This is a genomic window from Xanthomonas sp. LF06-19, from assembly GCF_034105425.1.
Classification (GTDB): Bacteria; Pseudomonadota; Gammaproteobacteria; order Xanthomonadales; family Xanthomonadaceae; genus Xanthomonas_A; species Xanthomonas_A sontii.
Genome location: NZ_JAXGGH010000001.1, coordinates 653560 through 670761 on the forward strand (window position 1 = coordinate 653560; position 17202 = coordinate 670761).

Below are 17202 nucleotides of genomic sequence, written 5' to 3' on the forward strand. Positions count from 1 at the left end.
CATGCCGGATGGGCGGTGGTGGCGGCGTGAAGGCCGCTTCATCTGCCTGAGCAACAAAAAAACTACTGCGCGATCAATGGCTTGAGCTGAGGCCAGACATTGTCCAGCACCTTGGGCTGGGCCGCCGCGGTGGGGTGCAGGCCATCGCCCTGCATCAGCGACGGGTTCAGCGCCACGCCCTCCAGCAGGAACGGCAGCAGGCCGGTCCGGTACTGCCTGGCCAGGTCCGCATAGACCGCACGCAGGCGCTGCCGGTAGCCCGGGCCGTAGTTCGGCGGCACGTCGATGCCCAGCAACAGCACCTTCGCACCGGCGTCACGGCTGAGCACGATCATCTTCTCCAGGTTGCCGCGCAGTTCGGCCGGGCTGAGCCCGCGCAATGCGTCGTTGCCGCCCAGTTCGATGACCACCACCGACGGCCGATGCTTCTGCAGCAGCGCCGGCAGGCGGGTCAGCGCGCCGGAGGAGGTCTCGCCGCTGATGCTGGCATTGACCACCGCCGGTGGCGCCCGCATCTGTTGCTGCAGGCGCTTGTCCAGCAAAGCCACCCAGCCGGACTGCACCGGAATGTTGTGCGCCGCGCTGAGGCTGTCGCCGAGTACCAGCACCGGCCCCGTCGCACCTTTGGCACAGGCGATGGCGGGCAGCAGCACCCACCATGCCAGCAGCAGCCAGGCGCGGCGCATCCAGGCCCGCTTGCTTCTCGTCTCGTCGCCACGCATTGGAGATTCCCTCATCGACAGTCAGGCCCCCACGCTTCGCGCCAGCATCGCCATCGACGTACGCGATGTCGGCAAATCCGTCAGCGGACCGGAGGGTACGGTCCACATTCTCGACAAGGTCGGATTGACCATCGGTGAAGGCGACAGCGTCGCCATCGTCGGCGCCTCCGGCTCCGGCAAGACCACCCTGCTCGGCCTGCTGGCCGGCCTCGACCTGCCCACGCGCGGCGAGATCGTGCTGGCCGGGCAGTCGCTCAATGCATTGGACGAGGAAGCGCGCGCCGCGCTGCGCGCGCGCGCGGTCGGCTTCGTGTTCCAGAGTTTCCATCTGCTGCCGTCGCTGACCGCGGCGGAAAACATCGCGCTGCCGCTGGAGTTGGCCGGACGCGAGGATCCGGCGCGGGTGCGCGAGGTGCTGGAAGCGGTCGGGCTGAGCGCGCGGGCGCGGCACTACCCGCGGCAACTGTCCGGCGGCGAGCAGCAGCGCGTGGCGCTGGCGCGCGCCTTCGTGGCGCGGCCGCGGATCCTGTTCGCCGACGAGCCCACCGGCAGCCTCGACCAGGCCACCGGACAACAGATCAGCGACCTGCTGTTCGCGCTCAACGAAGGCAGCGACACCACCCTGGTGCTGGTCACCCACGACATGCGCCTGGCGCAACGCTGCGAACACCGCTACCGGCTCGACGGCGGCCGCCTGCGCGCCGCCGACGCGGCGGATGCCGCATGAACGTGCTGCGCCACGCCGCGCGCGCACTGCGCCGCGAACTGTTCGCCGGCGATCTGCTGACCGTGTTCGCCGCGCTGGTGCTGGGCGTGGCGGTGATGACCGCGGTCGGCACCCTGGTCGACCGGGTGACCCTGGCGCTGACCGGCAGCGCCGCCGAGGTGATCGGCGGCGACCTCGGCGTCAGCGGGCGCCAGGACATCCCCGCCGCCTTCGCCGAGGAAGCGCAGCGGCGCGGACTGCGCAGCACGCGCATGGTCAGTTTCCCGAGCGTGCTGTTCCATGGCGACGCCAGCCAGATGGCCAACATCAAGGCGGTGGGCGCGGGTTATCCGCTGCGCGGCGAGTTGTTGGTGGCGCGCGACACCGTCGGCGCCGGCAGCGAACGCGCCGGGCCGCCGCCACGCGGCGAGGCCTACGCCGATCCGCGCCTGCTCGAAGCGCTGGGGCTGAAGCTCGGCGATGCGCTGGAGTTCGGCGCCGGCACGCTGCGCGTGACCCGGGTGCTGCGCGCCGAACCGGATGCCTCCGGCGAACTGATGCAGTTGTCGCCGCCGCTGCTGGTCAACCGCGCCGACGTCGATGCCGCCGGCCTGCTCGGCCCCGGCAGCCGCGCCTCCTATCGACTGATGTTCGCCGGCGCGCCCGGCGAGATCGCCGCCCTGCGCGAATGGCTGGCGCCGCGTGCCAAGGCCTATCGTCTGGTCGGCATCGAGGACACCCAGCGCGGCGTGCGTGGCGCCTTCGACCGCGCCGGGCGCTTCCTGGCGCTGGCCGCGTTGCTGGCGGTGCTGCTGGCCGGCGTCGCCACCGCGCTGGCCGCCAACCGCTTCGCCCTGCGCCGCATCGATCAGGTCGCGGTCTTGCGCTGCCTGGGCGCGCGCCAGCGCGACATCCTCGGTGCGCTGGCGGTGCAGTTGCTGCTGCTGGCGATCCCCGCCTGCGCGCTCGGCGTGGGCCTGGGCATGCTGGCCCAGGTCGGCCTGGTCGAAGCGCTGGGCAGCCTGATTCCCGACCGCCTGCCCTTGCCGCAGGCGACCCCGGCGCTGGCCGGTGCCGGCATCGGCCTGTTGCTGCTGCTCGGCTTCGGCCTGCCGCCGCTGCTGCGCCTGCGCGACGTGCCGCCGATGCGCGTGCTCAACCGCAGCTTCGCCGCGCTGCCGCCAACCTCACTGCTGGTCTACGCCGCGGCCCTGGTCGCCACCGTGGTGCTGGCGGTCTACGCCACCGGCGACGGCGTGCTGGCGGCCTGGGTGCTGGGCGGCCTGACCCTGCTGGCGGCGCTGGCCGCGGCGGTCGGCGGCGTGCTGCTGGCGGTACTGCGGCGACTGCAGGGACAGCTGCGCGGGCCATGGAAGCTGGGCCTGGCGGCGCTGACCCGGCGCCGCGCACTGAGCGTGGTGCAACTGGTAGGCCTGTCGCTGTCGCTGTGCGCCTTGCTGTTGCTGGCGGTGATCGGCCCCGGCCTGCTCGGGCAGTGGCGCGACCGGCTGCCGGCGGACACGCCGAACTACTTCCTGATGAACATCCAGCCCGACCAGGCCGAGCAGGTGCTCGGCACCTTGCGCACGCTCGGCGTCGCCGATGCGGCGGTCGAGCCGTTCAGCACCGGCAAGCTGGTGGCGATCAACGGCAAGCCGCCGCAGCGCCGCGAGCAGGGGCCGGAGGACGATGGCGACGGCAGCGACCGGCCGATCAACTTCTCCTGGCGGCACGAGTTCCCCGCCGCCAACCGGCTGCTGTCCGGACGCTTCTGGGCCGCCGACAGCACCGCCGCCGAGGCCTCGGTGGAGGAAGGCTGGGCGCAGCGTTACGGGCTCAAGCTCGGCGACCGCATCACCCTGCTGCTCGGCGACCAGCAGCGCAGTTTCACCGTCACCAATGTGCGCAAGGCCGACTGGGATTCGTTCCGGGTCAACTTCTTCCTGCTGCTCAACGCCGGCGCGGTGCAGGACGCGCCGTACAACCTGATTTCCGCTTTCCATCTGCCGCGTGCCTCGGCCGCGCAACTGAGCGGACTCAGCCGTGCCTATCCGAACGTGTCGCTGCTGGACATCGACGCGATCCTGCAGCGGGTGCGCGAGGTCATCGACCGCGTCGCCCAGGCGGTGCAACTGGTGATGGGCTTCAGCCTGCTGGCCGGCGCACTGGTGTTGCTGGCCGCCTTGCAGGCCACCGCCGGCGAGCGCCGCTACGACAGCGCGGTGCTGCGCACGCTGGGCGCGCGGCGCGGGCAGTTGCGCGGCGCGGTGCTGGTGGAATTCGGCGCACTCGGCCTGCTCGCGGCGATCCTTGCGGTCGGCGCGGCCGCGATCATCGGCGTGGTGGTGGCCAGGCAGGCCTTCGACCTCGCGTTGTCTCCGCCGTGGCCGGCGCTGCTGCTCGGCGGCCTCGGCGGCGTGGCGCTGAGCCTGCTCGCCGGCTGGTCCGGCACCCGCCGCATCCTGCGCACGCCGCCGGCGCTGGCCTTGCGCGAGAACTGAGTGGAGCCGGGACTGGGGATTTGGAAGAGCGCCGCAGGCTGCGCGGACGCGATGCGGTCGCTACCGGTGCTCGGCGGCGGTCTGCCGCGACGACGGGAGCGATGCGTGCCGCGCCATGGGTAAGATCACGCTGCATCGAAAAGAGAACCGCATGAAATGGATTGTCGCCTGCTGCCTGCTGACCATCGCCAATACGGCCGGTGCCGTGGTGGTCAGGGCGGACGTGGAGGAAGCGCGCTATCGGATCCCGGCGGCGGCATTCCCGGCACTGGCCGACCTGCCCGGCGAAGGACACGGCGTGCTGATCGCGCCGCAGTGGGTGGTCACCGCCGCGCACGCAGCGCCGATGCAGATGCCGGGCATGGATCAGGACGTGTCCATCGGCGGCGTGGCGCACAGGATCAAGCGGGTCGTCGTCCATCCCGGCTACCGCAAGCCGCCCGATGCGCTGGTGCAGGAGGCGCTGGCCTCGCGCGACTTCGCCAAGTTCTACGCGTTTCTGGCCGCCTCCGACGATATTGCGCTGATCGAGCTGGCCACGCCGGTAACGGGCGTGGCGCCGGCCGCGCTGTACCGCGGCGACGGCGAGGTGGGGATGACCGCCGAACTGATCGGTAAGGGCGCCACCGGCGACGGCAACGCCGGCCAGGATCCCCACGGCGCCCATCGCGGCGTGCTGCGCCATGCGTTCAACACGATCGTCGGCGCCGACCCTCGCTACCTCTCGTATCGCTTCGACGCGCCCCCGGCCGCCCTGCCGCTGGAAGGCATCACCGGCAGCGGCGACAGCGGCGGCCCCTTGCTGATTGGCACCGGCGACGCGCGGCAACTGATCGGACTGGCGTCGTGGGGCAACTATCCGCCGGACCATCCGTTCTGGACGACCTGGACCGCGGATCGTTCCTTCGTGCAGGGTCTTTACGGCCAGATCGTGCACGCCGTGCGCGTGTCGCGCTATCTGCCGTGGATCGAGCAGGTGATGTCCGCCTCCACGGGTGACGCGTCATCGCCAACGACGCCGCCCGCACCGGCGACGACCACACGCGCGCACGACGCGGGACGCTGAGAATCCCGCGCGGCGCCGTGCTGGCGCCGGCCTTGCGTCGCCTTGCCTCCGTTGGCGCACCTGCGGCTCAGAGCGTGAGCCGCGATCTACGCGCCTGCCAGCGCCAAGCACCATCTTCGGCGACGCGACACACGCAAGAAAAAGGGGAAGGCGCCATCCCGGCCGCCTTCCCCACCCTGGCTGTGTCGCCGGCGCTGTGCTCAGCGCGCGGCCGGCGCCGGCGCGGTCCATTGCGCGAACACCGCATCGAGTTGCGCATCGCTGACCGGCTTGCCCTGCTGCACCGCCTCGGCCTGGCCGAACAGCGGCACGATGATCGCCATGCCGTCGACTTTGGTCTTCAGCTGCACGCCCGGCGGCTTGCCGAGCAGGCCGTCCCAGCGCGCGCGCACCCTGGCCCAGTAGCCCTGGGTGGCCTTCCAGTAGGCGTAGGCCGGTGCGAAATCCAGGGTCGTGGTCTTGACGTAGTCGTTGAAGCCGAATTCGCGGGCGATGGCCTGCTGGCTGCCATCGGGCTTGCGCAGCACCTTGGTGTTGAACTGCTCGTGGGTCCAGCCGGCCGGGGTCAGCGTATGCCGGTTGATCACCGCCAGCGCGTTGTAGTCGCTGCGCTTGGTGTACTCGCGGCGCGGCAACGGACGCCAGCTCAGGTCGCTGGTCCAGGTCGGATGGCCATCGGCGTAGTCCCAGCGCCCGGTGCCGCAGTAGCGCGGCGCGTCGCTGACCTCGTACACGCACTGCGTCCAGGCGCCGCGGGTGGCCGCCGCGTCGAGCGGGCGCACCTGCCAGGCCTGGTCGGCGCTGAACTCGAAGCGCTGCGGCGCCTCGTAGATCCAGTCCTGGCGCCAGTGCTTGGTCACGTGGCCGCTCTTGGGCTCCACCAGCAGATGCTGCAGCACCACCTTGCGCGGACTGTCCTCGACCACGATCACCACTTCGTCGCCACCGCTGCGCATTGGCGCGGCGCGCGCATAGCCTGGTTGCAGCAGCACGGTCTCGTCGAAGGCGAACGCCACCGTGTACTCGCCCTGCATCGCCAGGATGCTGGCACGGTCGCGCGCCGGGTCGGCGCTCTCGGCGTGGACGGGGAGGCTGCCGGCAAGCAGCAAGGCGCAGAACAGGGGCGGAGCTTTCATCATCGAGAGAGGAGTCTTGGTTGATGGGAAACGAGGAAACGCCAGCGGCCGCTCACAACCGCAGCAGCGGCCACGGCCGGTCGGGATCGGGGCGCGGCGCAGGGCGTCCGGCGCGGGCGCAACAGCAGTCGTCGACCAGCACGTCGCCCTCGGCCGCCTCCAGGCGCGCGATGCGGCGGGCGATGCTGGCACCGAGCGGCGACACGCCGGCGACGCTGGCCGCCAGCACGCCATCGGCCGCGTGCAGGCGCAGCGCCCGCGCATGCCAGCCGTCGCCGCGCAGGCGCCCGGCGACGCGCCGCCACAGCCGCTCGGCGACGCCGCCATCGGCGGCATCCTGCGCCGCGGGCAGCGCCGACAGCAGCATGTCCCATGCGACGAAATCGCTGTCGGGCAGCAGGTACAGGCGCCAGCAGCATTGGTGTTGGCGGTCGTAGAAGCGCAGGCTCTCCAGCACGCCATCGCTGTCCACGTCCAGGTGCGCGGCCACGCTGCAGGCGTGGCGCCAGCCGATCAGTTCGGCGCCGGTGTGGGCGCGGTACAGGCACAACACCGTGCCCAGTGCGGCCAGCTGCGCCGGGCGCGGCAGCGGCGCGGCGATCCGCTCCGGGCCGGTACGCGCTGGCGCGGCCGTGCGCATCCGCCGCTACCAGTCCAGCGCCAGGCTGACCGAGACGTTGCGCCCGGCACCGGTATAACGGTCGAGCACGGCGCTGCTGGCCAGGGTCGCGCCGGGCAGCATGTTCCAGTCGATGTAGCGGCGGTCGGCCAGGTTGAACACGCCCACGTCGAGCCGCGCACCTTCGGTGAAGTGCCAATGCGCGAGCAGGTCCAGCGTCGCGTAGCCGGCCGGCGTGTAGTAGGTCGGCAGTTCCGGCCGGCGCTTCTTCGCCACCGCGGTGGCGACCAGTTGCGCGCCCCAGCTGCTGCGGTCGTAGCCCAGCCCGACCACGCCGCGCAGCGGATCCACCGAATTGAGCGGGGTGCCGTCGGTGCGGTTGTCGCCGCGCGCATAGGCCGCGCTGGCCTGCAGCGACCAGCCAGCCCAGCGCGCATCGAGTGCGCCGAAGTCGACACCGGCCTTGGCCTCCACGCCACGGATGGTCACCCGGTCGACGTTGCGCGACTGATACAGCATCAGGCCGTCGGCGTTGAAGCCGACGAAGCGGTAGGACTCGATGAAATCGCGGTAGGCGTTGCGGTAGGCGCTCAGGCCGACGTAGACGGCCGGACCGGCGTAGCGCACGCCCAGTTCGGCGCCGCGGCTGGTCTCCGGCTTCAGGTCGGGATTGGCGATCGCGGTGTAGCCGATCAGCAGGTTGGTGAAGCCGATATTGACGTCGTTGTAGGGCGGCGCGCGGAAGCCGTGCGCGTAGTTGGCGTACAACGACCAGGCGTCGTCCAGGCGCCAGATCGCGCCGAGCTTGGGCGAGACGTTGCGATCGCTGATCTTCTTCGCCGCCACGCCGGGATTGTCGGTGGCGAAGATCGCGTCGACCTGCGGCGACAGCCGGTAATAGTCCGCACGCAACGCTGGGGTCAGGCTGAAGCGGCCATCGGCCAGCGCGATCTCGTCCTGCAGGTAGGCGCCGGCCTTGAGCGTCTCGGTGATCGGGAAGTCGCGGACCGGGAAGGTCTCCATGCCCACGGTCTTGCTGATCGCGCCGGTGCGCAGGTTCAGCGTGTGGCCGTCGCGCTTTTCGTGGGTGTCGGTGTGCGACAGATCGATGCCGTAGCTGATGTCGTGGACGACGCGCCCCTGATCGACCCGCTTGTGCAGATTCGCCTGCAGCCCGTACAGGCGCTGGTCGAAGTCGTGCTCCATGTGCCGCAGCGTGCCGTTGCTGCGGCGTTCGTCGGTGCGCTGCAGGCTCTGGCTGTCCTGGCGGTACAGCTGCCACTGCAGGTCGTCGGCGAGCAGCGTGTCGAGCTGGTCCACCTCGTGTGCCAGCGACACGCGGGCGCGGGTCTGATGGTCGCGGCCGCGCTGCGACAGGATGCTGGCGGTGACGTTGCTCAGCGCATCGATGCGCGAGTAGTCCTCGTTGCCTTCCACGGTCAGCTTGAAGCGCTGATTGGCGCTGGGCGCGTAGACCAGCTTGCTGAGCAGGCTGCGGCCGTCGCTGCTGAGCGGATTGGGCGCGGTGCGGGCGGCGCCGATGCTGCGGTTGTCGCCCTGGGTTTCGCTTTCCTGGCCCTGGCGATGGCTGATCGCGGCCATGCCGCTCCAGCGGTCGCCGCCGAAGGCGACCAGCGCGCCGGCGAACAACCCCTTCCACTCGCTCTCGTAGCCGAACTTCAGGCCGACGTAACTGTCCTTGCCCGGCGCCAGGTAGTCGGCCGGATCCTTGGTGACGTAGGCGACCACCCCGCCCAGCGCATCCGAACCGTACAGCGCGCTGGCCGGACCGCGCACGATCTCCACGCGCTTGAGCGTGTCCATGTCGACGAAGTTGCGGTTGGCGTTGAGGTAGCTGCCGAAGCTGAAGGTGTCCGAGACCGGGATGCCGTCGGTCTGGATCAACACGCGGTTGCCGTCCAGGCCACGGATGCGGATGCCGGAGATGCCGCTGAAGCGGCCGCTGTTGCCGGTGGCGGACACGCCGGGCGTATAGCGCAGCAGATCCTTCAGGTCGTGGACCAGTGAGCGGTCCATCTGTTCGCGGTCGATCACGTCGACGCTGCCGGGCACGTCGACGATGGCGCGCTGGGTGCGCGTGGCGGTGACCTGCAGGCGATCGAAATCGCGGATGGCGGCCGCCGCACTGGCGGCGGCGTCAGCGTCGGAGGCAGAGGCGGATGCGGGAGCGGCATGCGCGCCGGCGGCCAGGGCCAGCCACAGCGCGCCGGTGAGCGGGGCGGTACGGAACATGGGGAGCATCGGTGGTCGCGGAAGACCCTCGACCGGCACGGCGCGGGGTCCGCGCCTGGCCGAGGGGGAGAGAAGGATCGCGACTGCGAGGCGGCCGCGGCCGACGCGCAAGGGCGTGGGCCAGGTGGCGGCAGATCGGGCGGGGAGGCCGGCCGCATGCGGCGGCCGGAGGGCATCACTTCGTCAGGATCAGCTTGTCGTTGCTGGTGTGGCGCAGACGATAGACGCGGTCGCCGTGCTGGATCAGCACTTCGCGGCGGCCCTTGAGCAGCGCCTGGCTGCTGATGGTTTCTTCGGCCGGCACGGCGCGCGGCACGGTGCGCTCGCGCAGGCTCAGGGTCTCGGGGTGACGCAACAGCACGGGTTGAGCGGTCATGGTCGAACTCCATCCACGGGGTGCATCGAGATGATAATGATTCTCAATACTTAATCAAGACCCATTCTCGCCAGATTCGATTCGCAATCTCGATCGAAACCACGACCACGAAAGATTCCAAAGATCGCCACACATCGACGCCTTCGCTGCCGCGCCGCCGCTGCACTGCGGCGGCGCAAGCGCATGCCGTCGTCAGCGCACCGCGGCGTCGACCCGTTCCCACCACGCCGCGTCGTCGCGCGCGGCCAGTTCCAGCGCGGCCAGGTTCTCCAGCAGCTGCGACACCCGGCTGGCGCCGAGGATCACCGTGGACACGTGCGGGTTGCGCAGGCACCAGGCGATCGCCAGCGACGCCGGCGCCACGCCCTCGGCCGCGGCCAGCGCGGTGAAGGCGCGCGCGCGCTCGATGCGGCGCTGCGCCGGCGGCCCGATCACCTCCTGCTGCAGCCAGGCATTGCGCTCCTGGCCAAGCCGCGAGGCCGGATCGATGCCGTCGTTGTACTTGCCGGTCAGCAGGCCCGAGGCCAGCGGCGACCAGATGGTGGTACCCAGGCCGAGCTCGGCGTACAGCGGCGCGTACTCCTGCTCCACGCGCGCGCGGTGCAGCAGGTTGTACTGCGGCTGTTCCATCGACGGCCCGTGCAGGCCCAGCGCGCGCGCCACCTGCGCCGCCTCGCGGATGCGCTCGGCCGGCCACTCGGAGGTGCCCCAGTACAGCACCTTGCCCTGGCGGATCAGCGCGTCCATCGCGCGCACGGTTTCCTCCACCGGCGTGTCCGGATCGGGGCGGTGGCAGTAGTACAGATCCAGATAGTCCACCCGCAAGCGCTTGAGCGCGGCATGGCAGGCGTCGGTGACGTGCTTGCGCGACAGCCCGCGCTGGGTGGGGCGCGGCGACTCGACGGCGCCGAAGTAGACCTTGCTGGACACGCAGAAGCCGTCGCGCGGCAGCCGCAGGTCGGCGATCACGTCGCCCATCACCTGCTCGGCGCGGCCGTGCGCATAGACCTCGGCGTTGTCGAAGAAGTTGATGCCGTGGTCCCAGGCGGCGGCGATCAGGTTGCGCGCTTCGTCGCGGCCGGTCTGCCCGCCGAAGTTGATCCAGGCGCCGAACGACAGCGCCGACAGTTGCAGCCCGGTGGCACCGAGGCGACGGTATTGCATGGCAACTCCTCCTGCTGAGCGAACCCGCGGCACGGCCGGCGGGCGGCCGCACAGTGTAGCGGCGCTGCCGCGAGGCACCGTCGGCATCGCCGCACCTGCGGCAGCGGGGCGCCTGCTCTTACGAATCCCCAATCCCCACTCCCGAATCCCCGACTGAACACCGCTCGCCTTGCCGGCCGTCACCCCCTGCACTAGGCTTCCCGTCTTTGGTCGGGGACAGGGGACGCAGATGGTCGAGGGATTGGGAAGGATCGGCTTCGGCCTGTTCGGTTTGGCGGTGTTGATCGGGATCACCTGGCTGTTCTCCAACAACCGCCGGGCAGTGGACTGGAAGCTGGTCGCGACCGGCCTGGTCCTGCAGATCGGGTTCGCCTCGCTGGTGCTGCTGGTCCCGGGCGGCCGTGAGGTGTTCGACTGGCTCGGCCAGGTGTTCGTCAAGGTGCTGAGCTTCGTCAACGAAGGCTCCAGCTTCATCTTCGGCAGCCTACTCGACACCAAGACCTACGGCTTCATCTTCGCCTTCCAGGTGCTGCCGACCATCATCTTCTTCTCCGCGCTGATGGGCGTGCTGTACCACCTGGGGGTGATGCAGGCGGTGGTGCGGGTGATGGCCTGGGCGATCACCAAGGTGATGCGCGTGTCCGGCGCCGAGACCACCAGCGTCTGCGCCAGCGTGTTCATCGGCCAGACCGAGGCGCCGCTGACGGTGCGTCCGTACATCCCGCGCATGACCGAGTCCGAGCTGCTGACGATGATGATCGGCGGCATGGCGCACATCGCCGGCGGCGTGCTGGCGGCCTACGTGGGCATGCTCGGCGGCGGCGACCCGGCGCAGCAGGCGTTCTATGCCAAGCATCTGCTGGCGGCCAGCATCATGGCCGCGCCGGCGACGCTGGTGGTGGCCAAGCTGCTGATCCCGGAGACCGGCACGCCGCTGACCCGCGGCACGATCAAGATGGAAGTGGAGAAGACCACCAGCAACGTGATCGATGCCGCCGCCGCCGGCGCCGGCGACGGCCTGCGCCTGGCGCTGAACATCGGCGCGATGCTGCTGGCGTTCATCGCCCTGATCGCGCTGGTCAATGCGCCACTGACCTGGATCGGCGACGTCACCGGCCTGGCCAGCGTGATCGGCCGCCCGACCAACCTGTCCACCATCTTCGGCTACGTGCTGGCGCCGGTGGCCTGGGTGATCGGCACGCCGTGGCCGGATGCGACCACGGTCGGTTCGCTGATCGGCCAGAAGGTGGTCATCAACGAGTTCGTCGCGTATACCGAGCTGTCGCGTATCGTCCAGGGCCAGGTGCCGGGCGTGAGCCTGAGCGCGGAAGGCCGGCTGGTCGCCACCTACGCGCTGTGCGGCTTCGCCAACTTCAGCTCGATCGCGATCCAGATCGGCGGCATCGGCGGCCTGGCCCCCGAGCGCCGCCACGACCTGGCCCGCTTCGGCCTGCGTGCGGTGCTGGGCGGCTCGATCGCCACCTTCATGACCGCGACCATCGCCGGGGTGCTGTCGCACTTCGCCTGATCCGGCCGCGGCATCCGCCGCACCCGTCTTTCTTTTTTCAGTTCCAGTCGAGAAGCAGTACATGCCTATGAGTTCGGTCATCGTCGTCGGTTCGTTCAATGTCGACCATGTGTGGCGGTGCGAGAATCTGCCCGCACCGGGGGCGACCATCGCCGGCCGCTACAGCACCGGCCCCGGCGGCAAGGGCTTCAACCAGGCGGTGGCGGCGGCGCGTGCCGGCGCGCGCACCAGCTTCGTCTGCGCGCTCGGCGACGACGCCGGCGGCGCGATGGCGCGCGGCCTGGCCGCGCAGGACGGTATCGCCCTGGTCGCCGAGGCCCGCAGCGAGCCGACCGGCACCGGCGGTATCTACGTCGACGGCCACGGCCGCAACACCATCGTCATCGGCGCCGGCGCCAACGCCGCGCTGAGCCTGGACTTCGTGCAGGCGCAGCGTCCGCTGCTGGGCTCGGCGCGGGTGCTGCTGGCGCAGCTGGAATCGCCGATCGAGACCATCGAGGGCACCCTGGCGCTGGCCCGCGAGGCTGGCCTGACCACGGTGCTCAACGCCGCCCCGGCCAACGCGCAGACCAGCATCGGCCTGCTCAAGCTGGCCGACGTGCTGACCCCCAACGAAACCGAGTTCGCCGCCCTGCTCGCCCGCCATGTCGGCGTGCGCGTGGACGCCGACGACGTCGCCGCCACCGATGGCGGCAGCCTGCACGCGCTGTGCCGCAAGCTGCTGCCGGGCGGCACCGTGGTGGTGACGCTGGGCGCGGTCGGTGCGTTCATCTCGCACCCTGAGGAGCGCCTGCTCGGCGACACCCAGCCCTACTACCGGATCGGCGCCGAAACCGCGCATACCGTGGACACCACCGGTGCCGGCGACGCCTTCAACGGCGCCCTGGTGGCGTCGCTGGCGCAGTCGCCGAACGCCGCGTTCGCCACCCATGTGCGCTTCGCCAACCACTACGCGGCGCGCTCCACCGAGGCCGAAGGCGCGGCGGCATCGATGCCGCGGCTGACGCCCGAGGCCGGCTGAGCGATCGGCGCGACGGCGCCGGCCGTCGCCGTTGCCTGCCATCACAAACCAGCGCCGGCGCTGCGCCGGCCACGCATCCGACAAGGAGTTGCCGATGCCCCGCCGTTCCGTCATCCCGTTCGCCGCGCTGTGCGCACTGCTGCTCCCGTTGTCCGCCGCCGCGGCACCGCACTGCGACTGGAACAGCCTGGCCGCCGACGCCGACCGCGCCGCGGTGACCGTCTCCGCCGAACGCCTGCAGCAGGTGATCGCGGCGCATTACGACGATGCCGAGCAGGAAAAGGGCGCGGCGCTGGCGCGCAGCCTGCTGCAGCGCGCGCAGACGCCGCAGCAGCCCGGCAAGCTGGAGGGCCGCTGGAAGGTGCGCTCGATCCAGATCGACCCGCACTTCGCCTACGCCTATCCCCACTTCAAGGCCGAGATCCGCCGCGATCCCTGCGGCTACCACCTGAGCAAGACCAGCGGCTCGCAGCGCCGCAGCGGCACGCTGTATCCGCTGTCCGCCGGCAGCCATGAGCTGGCCTTCCTCGGCGCAAGCACGGTCAACGACGAGCCGGAAGCGGCCTACGCGCCCGGCCATGCCTCCGACGGCACGCACGGCAACAGCGTCGGCCGCCTGGTCGCGCTGGGCCCGGACGAACTGCTGCTGATCCTGGACGGCAAGGACAACGGCTTCGAGCTGTACCAGCTGATGCGCTGACGGCCGCGCGGGCCGCCCGGCCCGCCAGCGCATGCACCCCGCTACACTACGCGCATGCGTATCGGCCCCTACACGATCGAACCGAAGGTGATCCTGGCACCGATGGCCGGGGTCACCGACAAGCCGTTCCGGCTGCTGTGCAAGCGGCTGGGCGCGGGCCTGGCCGTGTCGGAGATGACCATCTCCGATCCGCGCTTCTGGCAGACCCGCAAGTCGCTGCAGCGCATGGACCACGCCGGCGAGCCGGACCCGGTCAGCGTGCAGATCGCCGGCACCGAGCCCCAGCAACTGGCCGAGGCCGCGCGCTACAACGCCGACCACGGCGCGCAACTGATCGACATCAACATGGGTTGCCCGGCGAAGAAGGTGTGCAACGCCTGGGCCGGCTCGGCGCTGATGCGCGACGAGGCGCTGGTGGCGCGCATCCTCAGCGCAGTGGTGAAGGCCTCGCCAGTGCCGGTGACGCTGAAGATCCGCACCGGCTGGGACTGCGACCACCGCAACGGCCCGGTCATCGCGCGCATCGCCGAGGACTGCGGCATCGCCGCGCTAGCAGTGCACGGGCGCACCCGCGATCAACATTACAGCGGCCAAGCCGAGTACGCGACCATCGCCCAGATCAAGGCGATGCTGCGCATTCCGGTGATCGCCAACGGCGACATCGATTCGCCGCAGAAGGCGGCGCAGGTGCTGGCCGCGACCGGCGCCGATGCGGTGATGGTCGGGCGTGCGGCGCAGGGCCGGCCGTGGATCTTCGGCGAGATCGCGCACTACCTAGTCACCGGCGAACTGCGGCCGGCGCCGTCGCTGACGTTCGTCCGCGACACCCTGCTCGGCCACCTGCAGGCGCTGCACGCGTTCTACGGCGAGGTGCAGGGCGTGCGCATCGCGCGCAAGCACCTGGGCTGGTATGCCAAGGATCAACCCGAGAACGCCGCGTTCCGCGCCGTTGTCAACCGCGCCGAGAGCGCACAGGCGCAACTCGCGCTGACCGCCGAGTACTTCGACGCGCTGATCGCCGGCGTGCCGCCTGCCTTGTCCGCCGCCGCCTGACGTTTTCTCCCTGGAGCACCGCCATGCGCTCGTCTCCCGACACCCCGACCTATCTGCACGGCTATTCCGACACCGAACAGGCACGCCTGCTGAAACAGGCCCGGCTGCTCGAAGCCACCCTGTTCAACCAGATCGACTACACCGGCGCGCGGCGCCTGCTGGAAGTGGGCAGCGGCGTCGGCGCCCAGACCGAAGTCTTGCTGCGACGCTTCCCGGAGCTGCACGTCACCGGCATCGACCTGAGCGAGGCGCAACTGCAGGCCGCACGCGACAACCTGCAGCGCATGCCCTGGTGCCAGGACCGCTACACCCTGCAGCAGGCTGATGCCGGCGACCTGCCATTCCAACCGCGCAGCTTCGATGCGGCGTTCCTGTGCTGGGTGCTGGAGCACGTGCCGTCGCCGGCGCGGGTGCTCAGCGAAGTGCGGCGGGTGCTGGCACCGGGGTCGCCGGTGTACGTGACCGAGGTGATGAACGCCTCGTTCCTGCTGCATCCGTACTCGCCGAACGTGTGGCGCTACTGGATGGCGTTCAACGACTTCCAGTACGACCACGGCGGCGACCCGTTCGTCGGTGCCAAGCTCGGCAACCTGCTGCTGGCCGGCGGCTATCGCGACGTCAGCACCGAGATCAAGACCCTGCACCTGGACAACCGCGAGCCGGCGCGGCGCAAGACCATGATCGGGTTCTGGGAAGAGTTGCTGCTGTCGGCGGCCAAACGGCTGCTGCAGGCCGGCGCGGTGGATGCGGAGACCGTGGCCGGCATGCGTCGGGAGATGGCGCAGGTGCAGAGCGACCCGGACGCGGTGTTCTTCTATTCGTTCGTGCAGGCGCACGCGACGGTGTATTGAGTCGCTTTCATGGCGCTCACCGCGTCGCTGGCGCTTGCGCGCGCACCGGCGCGGGCGATGCCGGCTCTGTCCACAGATCCGCCGCCACATCCGCGCCAGTGCTGCGCGAACGTGCCCGCGTGCTACCGGCGCCCGATACGCCGCCTGCAGCTACCCCAGGGCGATTGCTTGCCAGCCGTTGCCCTGCTGCCGCGCCACCGCGACGTTGAAGTTGTCGCACGCAACTACTTTGCTGGCGATGCGAAGAAGGCTCGGCTCCGCCGCCTTCAGAAGCCCGGATCAAGGCTGCACCTGTGCGCCAGAACAGTGGCGACGTATCCGCATTCTCGGTGTGCCTGATAAAGAAAGGCGCCCCTTCGGGAACGCCTTCTTTATTTCATCCGCAATGCCTGAAGCAAGATCATGAAGAAAATTTAGTTTGCGTAGAGTGGGAAGTATCCCTGCGAAGCAAGTTCTTGATAGGCTGAATAGGAAACGGAAGACGCCATTTCGCTGCTGCCAAAGAAAAGCGCGCCCATTGCATCGCACACTGAGACAATCGCCCAGCCCTTTTTAGGGTCCGGCTTCGACGTGGCGCCGGCCGCGAGTTTGGACCAATAGCGCGCTGAGTGTCTCACTACACTCAGCCCGCCCAGAACCAGCGCGCCATTCTTGGACTTGGGATCAAGCCGCGCGATACCTTCCCGTTCCAATTCCTCGAATTGCACCGCGGCGGCGTCCAGGCTCTCGGTGTTCTGCACAATCTGGTCCATTCGCACGATGAACGAGAACTCGTATGCACTGAGTTGTTGGCGCAGCTCGGCCAGGTTTTCGGCCATCGGCCGGAGCGGATCGATTGCATCCACCATGGGCTGGTGCGTGGCGATGAAGTGCTCCAGCGGCATGCCAGGGCTGTAGCCGCACTTCTCGACCAGGACGGCGAGGGCCTCATCGCGCGAGGCTTTCGTGTCCATCAGGCAGCCCAGATACATGTTGTGCTGGATGCCTACCTGATCGAGCGGATTCTCGGCCGCCAGCACGGGGGCGGTACCGAAGGCACTGCCGACCAGGAGGGTGGCGGTCGCGGCAAAGAGCTTTTTGTTCATCAACGTTCTCATGTAATGGATGGAGGGGGGCCCAGATCTCCCGACGTTCCTGCGGAGGACCCAGCCGAGGCGACCACACCGCATCGGCACACGGCGCGATGCGACGGTTTCAGGCTAGGCAGATCTGCGGCGACGCACGAGGACGAAACCGGGTCGCGACGGGAACGAACCGGGTCGAATTGGCGAATCGATGGCACCGTCACCACATCGCGCAAACGTGGCCCTGGCTGCCGGCGGACATTCCATGATCGAAGAATCAATGCCTTGCGCCGATTCGTTCCCGATCCGTCGCCGCGAATGCGCTGGAACCGCGGCGTCGCTGCAACGCGGCTGTTGCGCGCCTTGTGGTTAGGAAGCTCACCCACTCACCAGCGTCGCGTCGCCCATGCCGCGTTGGCCGCACCGCGGCCGCCGGCGCGCA

General features: G+C 69.8%; 15 protein-coding genes. 8 read left to right on the forward strand and 7 right to left on the reverse strand.

Annotation, left to right across the window (positions count from 1 at the left end):
• Positions 1-62 precede the first annotated feature (62 nt).
• A complete protein-coding gene (locus SLW55_RS03015; RefSeq protein WP_242004321.1) occupies positions 63-686 on the reverse strand; it encodes an arylesterase in 624 nt (207 codons plus the stop codon).
• A gap of 160 nt (positions 687-846) precedes the next feature.
• Between SLW55_RS03015 and SLW55_RS03020 the strand changes: the two genes are divergently transcribed.
• The 3 genes from SLW55_RS03020 to SLW55_RS03030 all read left to right on the forward strand — a co-directional run bounded on the left by SLW55_RS03020 (position 847) and on the right by SLW55_RS03030 (position 4995).
• The gene (locus SLW55_RS03020) at positions 847-1449 is read left to right on the forward strand and encodes an ATP-binding cassette domain-containing protein (RefSeq protein WP_017917228.1); all 603 of its coding nucleotides are present in this window, start codon (positions 847-849) and stop codon (positions 1447-1449) included.
• The gene (locus SLW55_RS03025; protein WP_320744538.1) at positions 1446-3929 is read left to right on the forward strand and encodes an FtsX-like permease family protein; all 2484 of its coding nucleotides are present in this window, start codon (positions 1446-1448) and stop codon (positions 3927-3929) included. Before SLW55_RS03020 ends, SLW55_RS03025 begins: the two co-directional genes overlap by 4 nt.
• A 151-nt stretch (positions 3930-4080) precedes the next feature.
• Positions 4081-4995 carry a trypsin-like serine protease gene (locus tag SLW55_RS03030; RefSeq protein ID WP_295943274.1) on the forward strand — a complete coding sequence of 305 codons (915 nt, stop codon included), beginning with the start codon at positions 4081-4083 and terminating at the stop codon, positions 4993-4995.
• Positions 4996-5195: 200 nt separating this feature from the next.
• Here SLW55_RS03030 and SLW55_RS03035 read toward each other — a convergent pair whose 3' ends face one another.
• From SLW55_RS03035 to SLW55_RS03055, 5 genes are all read right to left on the reverse strand, one after another.
• A complete protein-coding gene (locus SLW55_RS03035) occupies positions 5196-6134 on the reverse strand; it encodes a DUF6607 family protein (RefSeq protein ID WP_295943272.1) in 939 nt (312 codons plus the stop codon).
• Between the two features lie 49 nt (positions 6135-6183).
• Entirely contained in the window at positions 6184-6771 is a 588-nt protein-coding gene (locus SLW55_RS03040) for a Hemin transport protein (RefSeq protein ID WP_267093524.1), read from the reverse strand.
• Between the two features lie 6 nt (positions 6772-6777).
• On the reverse strand, positions 6778-9003 hold the full coding sequence (locus SLW55_RS03045) for a TonB-dependent hemoglobin/transferrin/lactoferrin family receptor (protein WP_320744540.1): 2226 nt from the start codon (positions 9001-9003) through the stop codon (positions 6778-6780).
• Between the two features lie 175 nt (positions 9004-9178).
• On the reverse strand, positions 9179-9379 hold the full coding sequence (locus tag SLW55_RS03050) for a hemin uptake protein HemP (protein ID WP_017907561.1): 201 nt from the start codon (positions 9377-9379) through the stop codon (positions 9179-9181).
• A 192-nt stretch (positions 9380-9571) separates the two neighbouring features.
• Entirely contained in the window at positions 9572-10543 is a 972-nt protein-coding gene (locus SLW55_RS03055) for an aldo/keto reductase (RefSeq protein WP_152238307.1), read from the reverse strand.
• Between the two features lie 229 nt (positions 10544-10772).
• Between SLW55_RS03055 and SLW55_RS03060 the strand changes: the two genes are divergently transcribed.
• The 5 genes from SLW55_RS03060 (at position 10773) to SLW55_RS03080 (ending at position 15696) form a co-directional block, all read left to right on the forward strand.
• Positions 10773-12071, forward strand: coding sequence for a nucleoside transporter C-terminal domain-containing protein (locus SLW55_RS03060; RefSeq protein WP_267093521.1), 1299 nt, complete (start codon positions 10773-10775; stop codon positions 12069-12071).
• Between the two features lie 67 nt (positions 12072-12138).
• Positions 12139-13092 carry a ribokinase gene (locus SLW55_RS03065; RefSeq protein ID WP_152236694.1) on the forward strand — a complete coding sequence of 318 codons (954 nt, stop codon included), beginning with the start codon at positions 12139-12141 and terminating at the stop codon, positions 13090-13092.
• A gap of 94 nt (positions 13093-13186) precedes the next feature.
• Positions 13187-13792, forward strand: coding sequence for a DUF4893 domain-containing protein (locus SLW55_RS03070; protein WP_267100002.1), 606 nt, complete (start codon positions 13187-13189; stop codon positions 13790-13792).
• A gap of 54 nt (positions 13793-13846) precedes the next feature.
• Positions 13847-14845: a tRNA dihydrouridine synthase DusB gene (dusB, locus tag SLW55_RS03075; protein ID WP_267085591.1), complete on the forward strand. Its 999-nt coding sequence runs from the start codon at positions 13847-13849 to the stop codon at positions 14843-14845.
• A gap of 23 nt (positions 14846-14868) precedes the next feature.
• On the forward strand, positions 14869-15696 hold the full coding sequence (locus SLW55_RS03080) for a methyltransferase domain-containing protein (RefSeq protein ID WP_320744542.1): 828 nt from the start codon (positions 14869-14871) through the stop codon (positions 15694-15696).
• A gap of 413 nt (positions 15697-16109) precedes the next feature.
• Here the strand turns inward: SLW55_RS03080 and SLW55_RS03085 are convergent, their stop codons facing one another.
• Positions 16110-16781 carry a hypothetical protein gene (locus SLW55_RS03085; protein WP_267100000.1) on the reverse strand — a complete coding sequence of 224 codons (672 nt, stop codon included), beginning with the start codon at positions 16779-16781 and terminating at the stop codon, positions 16110-16112.
• Positions 16782-17202: the final 421 nt, after the last annotated feature.